Raw genomic sequence first — 6,957 nt, 5'->3', positions numbered from 1 at the left:
TACCGCTCCGTCACCGGAGGCGTTGAGCCCTCCTCCGGTTCTGGAGAGCGGGTGCCGGCACAGGAACCTTTGCCTGTGCTCCTGGATGTTCTTACACTCGGGACGTCCTGGTTTACCGTCCGCAACGGGACTGATGCGGCCAAGTCCGCGCTACTGGGCCTCGAACGACTAATAGACGGGCAAGTCTGAGGACTCTGCGCGCAATACTGAAGCGATATCAGGGCGTGGTGATCGTCAATGGCACCTTCGACAGCTCTTCGAGGAGCGCATTCAGGTGCAAGGGAATGCTGCCTAAATCCCCTAGTGTCCAGGTGAGGATCCGTTCCTTAGGGTAGTAGCCAACGAACCTGGTCTGGATCCTCGCTAGCCCCGCTTCCAGATGAGGTGCCTGTTACGGTGCGGCCTTCATCTGGTTCCGCAGACGGTAGCCGAGTGCCCCTCAGGCTGTCGCTCCGCCAATAAGTACGGTCAGCAACGAATCGTCATGCCGGGAATGTCAACTTTGCAAGATATGAGAGTCCCTTGGCTGCTGCCAACTTGGTGACGTGTTGTCACGAGCGACGGTATGTGGGACGACTGGGCCCCCGGTCTCCGTCTTTCGAGAGAGCGGTGCGGCCACTCACTGACGAGGAAAAGCTCGCATTGGAACTCGACGTCGAGTGGATGCGCCCGGAATTCGACCACGCCTGAATTGCCCAGCCAGGCGGAGCGGAATACGCCGCCGCAGCCACTACCCCCGCAGCGCCCCGAGCCCCGAGATCAGCGCCTCAAGCCCAAGCTCGAACGCCACGTCCGCCGGCCGGCCCGCCCCACTGGAAGCGCTCCGCACCGCAGCCGTAAAGTGCGGCGTCGAGTCTGCCATGGACCCGGAATCGAAAATGTCCTCCGGCGCCGTGACGTCATAAGCGGAGCCGAAAATAAAGGACTCGAAGGCCACAATCGAGGAAACTACGCGCTCCTGCGGGAAGCCGGCATCAAGGAAGCCCTTGCTCACGGTCTCGTACATCGCCAGCGTCTGGGGCGCGTCGGTCACCGGGAGGACCGCAATAACGGGAATCAGGGGCGTGTGCGCGGCGAAGACGTTCCGGTAGCTCCAGGCCCAGCTGCGCACGGCGTCCTCCCACGGCGACGAGCCGAAATCGGATACGTCCACCAGCGACGTGAGATGGTCCTCCACCAGGAGCAGCACGTCCCGTTTCGACGCCACGTGGTTGTAAAGGGCCGACGGCGCCACGTCCAGTTCCTTGGCCAGGCCCGCCATGGTGAGGCCGTCGTAGCCCTTGCGGTTAATGAGCTCCAGCGCCGCCGTCGTGATGCCAGCCTTGTCCAGCAGTGCGGCGGAAGGCCGCCCGGCCCGCCTGCGGGCAGTGCCCCCGTTGCCGGCACCGCCGTTGCCGGCAGCCGCTCCATCACCGGCGGCGGCCACACTGGTGGCGCTCCCGTTCCCCGCGGTGCGTCCCTCTACGGCTGGTACTGCCGGCATCACTGGCCTTTCTCTGGTGGTCACCTGCATTATTCCATCCGGCACTTCCGGTCCCGGCCCCAAACAGCTATAGTTCTAATAAATGAATGACATTCATTTAGTGCTCCCCGTCACAGGAGGGGGCTCAAGAGAGGACATCATGCTGAACCTGAACCGCGACGTCGTTGTCGTTGGAGCCGGGCCCTCCGGACTGACCGCAGCCCGTGAACTGAAAAAGGCCGGACTCACCGTCGCCGTACTTGAGGCACGTGACCGCGTAGGCGGCCGCACCTGGACCGATACCGTTGACGGCGCCATGCTGGAAATCGGTGGCCAGTGGGTCTCGCCTGACCAGACCGTGCTCCTGGACCTCCTCCAGGAACTCAACCTGGAAACCTACCCGCGCTACCGCGAGGGCGAGTCCATGTACATCGGCAAGGACGGCATCCCCGTCCGCTACACCGGCGACACCTTCCCCGTTGACCCGGACACCGAAGCCGAGATGAACAAGCTCATCGCCCTGCTGGACGGACTCGCCGCAGAAATCGGCCCCACCGAACCCTGGGCGCACCCCAAAGCCCGCGAGTTGGACACCATCTCCTTCCACCACTGGCTGCGGCAGCACTCCGCCAACGAGGAAGCCTGCAACAACATCGGCCTCTTCATCGCCGGCGGCATGCTCACCAAGCCCGCCCACGCCTTCTCCGCACTCCAGGCGGTGCTGATGGCCGCCTCCGCCGGCTCCTTCACCCACCTCACGGACGAGGACTTCATCCTCGACCGCCGCGTGGTGGGCGGCATGCAGCAGGTCTCCCTGCTCATGGCACAGGAGCTGGGGGACGACGTCGTCCTCAACTCCCCGGTGCGCACCATCAACTGGGAGCCGGACGCCGACGGCGGCCACCGCGTCACCGTCGTCTCCGAGCAGGCCACCGTCAACGCCCGCTTTGTGATCATGGCCGTGCCGCCCAACCTGTACTCCCGCGTCTCATTCAACCCGCCGCTGCCGCGCCGCCAGCACCAGATGCACCAGCACCAGTCCCTGGGCCTGGTCATCAAGGTCCACGCCGTCTACAGCCGCCCGTTCTGGCGGAACTCGGGCCTCTCCGGCACCTGCTTTGGCGCCGGATCCCTGGTCCAGGAGGTCTACGACAACACCAACTTCGGCGACACCCGCGGCACCCTGGTGGGCTTCATCTCCGATGAAAAGGCCGACGCCGTCTTCGAGCTGGGTGCCGACGAACGCAAGCGCGCAGTCCTGGAGTCCATCGCCGGCTTCCTCGGCGCCGAGGCACTGGAGCCCGAGGTCTACTACGAGTCCGACTGGGGCTCGGAGGAATGGACCCGCGGCGCCTACGCCTCCAGCTACGACCTCGGCGGCCTCCACCGCTACGGCAAAGACCAGCACGCCCCCGTCGGGCCCATCTACTGGTCCTCCTCAGACCTCGCCGCAGAAGGCTACCAGCACGTGGACGGAGCCATCCGGATGGGCCAGCGCACGGCAGCCAGCATCCTCGAGGCAGCGAAGGTGGCAGTTCCCGCCTGAAGCAGGGGAGTGCGTCGGGTGGATTCTAAGCATGCTTACCAATAGGCTGGCCGATGGGGAGCGTCCCCGCACGCAGACGAACGAGGTGAGACATGACTGACACCGGCATCAGCAAGGTAACGGACATCATCAACCATTCCCACATCGGAATGTTGACCACCATCAACGAGGACGGCGCGCTCGTCAGCCGGCCGCTGGCCGTCCAGGACGTGAAGGACGACGGCGACATGTGGTTCTTCACCGGGCTCGGCACCTCGCAGGTGGCCCATGTCCGGGCTGACCCGCGCGTGAACGTTTCCTTCGGGAAAAACACCGAGTGGGTCTCAGTGGCAGGCACCGCCGAAGTGGTGACCGACCGGGACAAAATCCGTGAAATGTGGAACCAAGCTGTGGAGGCGTGGTTCCCGGACGGCCCGGACACCCCTGAGGTGTGCCTGCTCCGCATCGACTCCGACTCCGCTGAGTACTGGACGAGCCCCGGCGGAACGGCCGCAACCGTGTTCCAGTGGGTGAAGTCCAAGGTCACCAACAGCCGGATGAGCGTGGGCGAAAGCGGCACCGTAGAGCTGTAAAAAACCTACTGACCGCTCAGGGCGCCGAGGACGGCGGGCAGCAGCACGTCGTCCCGGCCCCAGGCCGGGTCCAGGATTTCCACGTACCAGGAGTCGGCCAACAGCAGGGCCAGGGCATCGTTGGTTTCACCGGCCCAGTCCTGGATCTGTTCCTCGGTGACCGGGTTCTCGCTGGAGCCCAGGACGGTGACCACCTCGCCGCCATCCAGCGTCACCGGGATGGCGGCGATGCTGGATTCCCCCGGCGCATGGGCCACAGTGACCAGCTCGGACCGGGTGGACAGGGCCAGCAGCTCCGCGGCGCTTTCGGCACTGCAAAAGCCCGTGACGTACTGGCGCTGCGCAAGATCACCGGTCCGCAATCCGGGCTGGGACTCCTTGGTGAACAATCCGTTACGGTTCAGTATGGCGAGCTCGACGGCGATAGGTGCCGTCTCGTCGTCGTACGTGGCAGTGAAGGTGGCGGGCTGGAACTCACTCTGGCCTTCCAGCCAGCGTGCCGTCAGTTCGCCGGCCGCCGCCAGCGTGGTGGCCTGGCGCCAGGCACCCCGGTCCTCCAGCCGCCTGCCGAACTGGTCGCGGTCTTCCGTTTCTTGAAGGTCCATCCTCGGATGCTACGGCGCTCCGCCGCCGGACTCCAGCGGCGGCGACACAGCACTTAACGCGCGCGACAGGCGTTAGTGCCCCTGGGCGGAAATCCCTGCCGCCTGTTCAGCTGCGGCCAGGGCGCGGCCAAAGCGTTCGACGGCGGGCGGGTACTCCTGGTGCCGGGCGGCCCGCAGCTGCTCCGCCTCCCGCATGGCCTTGATAACCGCTGCTGTGTGCGGCAGCCGCACATCGGTCATGGCAGGAAAATCGATGCAGTACGCCGGATCAAGCTCGTAGCGGCGCCAGCGCTCCAGCAGCATGCTGTGTTCAGCCTGCGCAGCGGTATAGAGGGGCAGATACTTACGGCTCTGGCGCCGGGCAGAGAGCCGCGCGGCGATCCGGGGGCTGCCCCGGTAGGCCGCGATACCGGACGCCACAGCCGCCCCGGCAAGGAACAGCCCGGCCACCGGGGAAGACAACGTGGGGATCAGCAGCGCGGGCAGCGCCACGGCGGAGCCCAGGAAAAGGTCCCAGAACAACTGGTCGGAACGCTCAGGCTCCCTGCCGGCTCCAGCCAGCGGCCGCCGTCGGACCTGGAAAACGGTGGCGGCCACACTCACCACCAGCACGGACCCGCACAGCAGAAGTACCCACGCCCCCTGGAACAGGGATTCTGCGATGGCTGCCACCTTGCACCTCCACGTCCACACGCCCGGGCGTTACGCCGGGCTGGTCCTTCCATTGGATCGCCTTCCCAGGCCCTGGTCAATGGCCGCACCGGCAGCGGCAGCTCTGCACCATGCGGAGTCTTCCCGGCCGCGCCACACGCCACGTACGGTGGGAGCCATGAGACTCAAAATGTGCAGCATCCACGTCCAGGATCCCGCGGCCGCCCACACCTTCTATACGGAGACCCTGGGCTTCGAGACACTGATGGCCATGCCGGAGTACAACCTCTTCATCATCAAGGATCCCGGCGCGGACCAGGGCTCGGTGGGCCTGCTGCTGGAACCCAGTGACAACCCCATCGGCGCCACCTACATGAATGCCGTGCACGACGCCGGCCTGCCGGCCATCGTCTTCGGCGTCCCTGACGTGCGGGCGGAGTACGAGCGGCTGGTCAAAGCCGGTGTCACCTTCAAGAGCGAGCCGGCGGAGGATCCGTCCGGGATCAGCGCCGTGTTCGACGACGGCTGCGGGAACTACATCCAGCTGCACCAGGACTGACATCTCGGGACACAACAGAGGCTTGTTCGCAGATCCGTACCGTCAAGGTTCTGATCCGCGAACAAGCCCCGGTTTCGAAAGCGCTTAGGCGCGGGCGCGCTTGGCTTCCTTCTTGGCAGCTTCTTCCTTCACGCGCTGGGCCTCGGCCCGGACGGCAGCGTGCGTGGCGCGCTCGGTGACCAGCCACTGCGGGGGAGCCTGCAGCAGCGCGGTGATCTCCGCCGTCGTCAATGCTTCTTCAACGCCGCCGCGTGCCAGGCCGCTGATGGAGACGTTCAGCTTCTGCGCCACCACCGGGCGGGGGTGCGGGCCGTTGCGGCGCAGTTCGGCGAGCCATTCCGGCGGGTTGGCCTGGAGTTCGGCAAACTCCTCGCGGGTGATGGTGGATTCCTGGAACTCCTGCGGTGTTGCGGGCAGGTAGATGCCAAGTTTCTTGGCAACGGTGGCCGGCTTCATGGACTGGGAGTTTGCAGAGGTCATGCTTCAAGGGTATCCGGGCGGACGGTACTGTGAAGACGTGCCCACCGACAACACCCCCCAGCCAGACGCCGCCCCGACGGGCCCTGCCGATCCCGCCGTCGAGGAAGCTCCCCGCGTCCTCCGCATCGCCTACGTGGCGGGTGTGACGCCGGGCAAGTGGATCCGCCGCTGGGAGGAGCGGGTGCAGCACGTTCCGCTGGAGGCGTTTATGTCCGACGACGGCGCGCAGGTCCGGGTGCTGCGTGACGGTTCCGCGGACCTCAGCTTCGTCCGCCTCCCGGTGGAGCGCGAGGGCCTCAGCGTGATTCCGCTGTATGAGGAGCAGCCCGTGGTGGTGGCGCCGAAGGGCCACGAGATTTCGGTGTTCGAGGAAGTGGCGCTCGCCGACCTGGCCGAGGAAGCCTTCCTGGATGTGGCCGCCCTCGGCGGTCCGGAGGCCGCACTGCAGGTTGTGGCTACGGGCGCAGGGCTTGCGATCCTGCCCATGTCCGTGGCCCGGCACTTCAACGTCAAGGACACGGTGGCCAGGCGGCTGACCGGCGCGCCCACTACGGAGGTTGCCGTTGCCTGGCCCACCGATTCCACCGATGAGGTGATCGAGGAATTCATCGGGATTGTGCGCGGCAGGACCGCCCAAAGCTCCCGGCAGCCGTCCGCCCAGCCCGTGCAGGTGAAGAAGGAGCCCAAGCCGGACCGGCGCGGCACCGGAGCCAAGAAGGCACCCAAGGTTGCCCAGCGCTACGCCCCCAACCCGGACAAGGGCCGCGGCAAGGGTTCGCGGAAAAAGGGCAAGCGCTAGCGGAGGTCCCGCCAAAAAGCCGCAGACGCCGGAAGGCCGGCCCCTTGCGGAGCCGGCCTTCCTGGACCTGAAACATCCCTACGCTGGGTGGACCCTACGTGTTTTGGACGTTGGTTTTGGCGTCGGTGGCGCGGTCTTTGACGTCGGTGACGGCGCCTTGGCCTTCGGCTTTGACGTTCTGGACGCCCTCGGTGGCGGTGGTTTTGACGTTCTCCATCGCTTCCTGGGCTGGTTCCTTGAGGTCCTGGACCATGTCCTTGGCGGCGTCGGTGACCTGGGTGGC

Annotated in this window: 8 protein-coding genes and 1 pseudogene; 4 read left to right on the top strand and 5 right to left on the bottom strand. The window is 66.0% G+C overall.

Translation table 11 applies throughout. From position 1 onward, the window contains the following. Positions 1-730 precede the first annotated feature (730 nt). On the bottom strand, positions 731-1,483 hold the full coding sequence (locus tag BMX78_RS22345) for a TetR/AcrR family transcriptional regulator C-terminal domain-containing protein (RefSeq protein WP_091424763.1): 753 nt from the start codon (positions 1,481-1,483) through the stop codon (positions 731-733). Between the two features lie 139 nt (positions 1,484-1,622). Between BMX78_RS22345 and BMX78_RS22340 the strand changes: the two genes are divergently transcribed. Next, complete coding sequence (locus tag BMX78_RS22340) at positions 1,623-3,008, top strand: flavin monoamine oxidase family protein (RefSeq protein WP_091424759.1); 1,386 nt, start codon at positions 1,623-1,625, stop codon at positions 3,006-3,008. A 92-nt stretch (positions 3,009-3,100) separates the two neighbouring features. Further along, the gene (locus BMX78_RS22335; protein ID WP_091424756.1) at positions 3,101-3,580 is read left to right on the top strand and encodes a pyridoxamine 5'-phosphate oxidase family protein; all 480 of its coding nucleotides are present in this window, start codon (positions 3,101-3,103) and stop codon (positions 3,578-3,580) included. A gap of 5 nt (positions 3,581-3,585) precedes the next feature. Here the strand turns inward: BMX78_RS22335 and BMX78_RS22330 are convergent, their stop codons facing one another. Both BMX78_RS22330 and BMX78_RS22325 read right to left on the bottom strand, forming a co-directional pair. Continuing rightward, on the bottom strand, positions 3,586-4,185 hold the full coding sequence (locus BMX78_RS22330; protein ID WP_091424753.1) for a DUF6919 domain-containing protein: 600 nt from the start codon (positions 4,183-4,185) through the stop codon (positions 3,586-3,588). A gap of 72 nt (positions 4,186-4,257) precedes the next feature. After that, complete coding sequence (locus tag BMX78_RS22325; RefSeq protein WP_091424749.1) at positions 4,258-4,857, bottom strand: hypothetical protein; 600 nt, start codon at positions 4,855-4,857, stop codon at positions 4,258-4,260. 157 nt (positions 4,858-5,014) lie between these two features. On the opposite strand from BMX78_RS22325, the gene BMX78_RS22320 reads away from it, so the two are divergent. Further along, positions 5,015-5,395 (top strand): VOC family protein, encoded by a 381-nt coding sequence (locus BMX78_RS22320; RefSeq protein WP_091424746.1) that lies wholly within the window; start codon positions 5,015-5,017, stop codon positions 5,393-5,395. Between the two features lie 84 nt (positions 5,396-5,479). On the opposite strand, the gene BMX78_RS22315 is transcribed toward BMX78_RS22320, so the two are convergent. After that, positions 5,480-5,875, bottom strand: a complete 396-nt coding sequence (locus BMX78_RS22315; protein WP_091424743.1) for a DUF5997 family protein — start codon at positions 5,873-5,875, stop codon at positions 5,480-5,482. On the opposite strand from BMX78_RS22315, the gene BMX78_RS22310 reads away from it, so the two are divergent. After that, entirely contained in the window at positions 5,838-6,674 is an 837-nt protein-coding gene (locus tag BMX78_RS22310) for a LysR family substrate-binding domain-containing protein (protein WP_286139232.1), read from the top strand. The genes BMX78_RS22315 and BMX78_RS22310 overlap by 38 nt on opposite strands. Positions 6,675-6,768: 94 nt before the next feature. Here BMX78_RS22310 and BMX78_RS22305 read toward each other — a convergent pair. After that, positions 6,769-6,957 (bottom strand): annotated as a pseudogene (locus BMX78_RS22305) (DUF3618 domain-containing protein); the annotation flags it as partial.

The sequence above is a fragment of the Arthrobacter sp. OV608 genome, from assembly GCA_900110595.1.
Taxonomy (GTDB): Bacteria; Actinomycetota; Actinomycetes; order Actinomycetales; family Micrococcaceae; genus Arthrobacter.
The sequence above is the reverse complement of the archived record's forward strand: the minus strand, read 5'-3'. Positions and strand labels throughout refer to the sequence as shown.

Bases quoted from the DNA above. Each gene is read 5' to 3' on its own strand.
- BMX78_RS22335 (WP_091424756.1), top strand. From the start codon at position 3,101: ATGACTGACACCGGCATCAGCAAGGTAACGGACATCATCAACCATTCC.
- BMX78_RS22330 (WP_091424753.1), bottom strand. From the start codon at position 4,185: ATGGACCTTCAAGAAACGGAAGACCGCGACCAGTTCGGCAGGCGGCTG.
- BMX78_RS22320 (WP_091424746.1), top strand. From the start codon at position 5,015: ATGAGACTCAAAATGTGCAGCATCCACGTCCAGGATCCCGCGGCCGCC.
- BMX78_RS22315 (WP_091424743.1), bottom strand. From the start codon at position 5,875: ATGACCTCTGCAAACTCCCAGTCCATGAAGCCGGCCACCGTTGCCAAG.
- BMX78_RS22340 (WP_091424759.1), top strand. From the start codon at position 1,623: ATGCTGAACCTGAACCGCGACGTCGTTGTCGTTGGAGCCGGGCCCTCC.
- BMX78_RS22345 (WP_091424763.1), bottom strand. From the start codon at position 1,483: ATGCCGGCAGTACCAGCCGTAGAGGGACGCACCGCGGGGAACGGGAGC.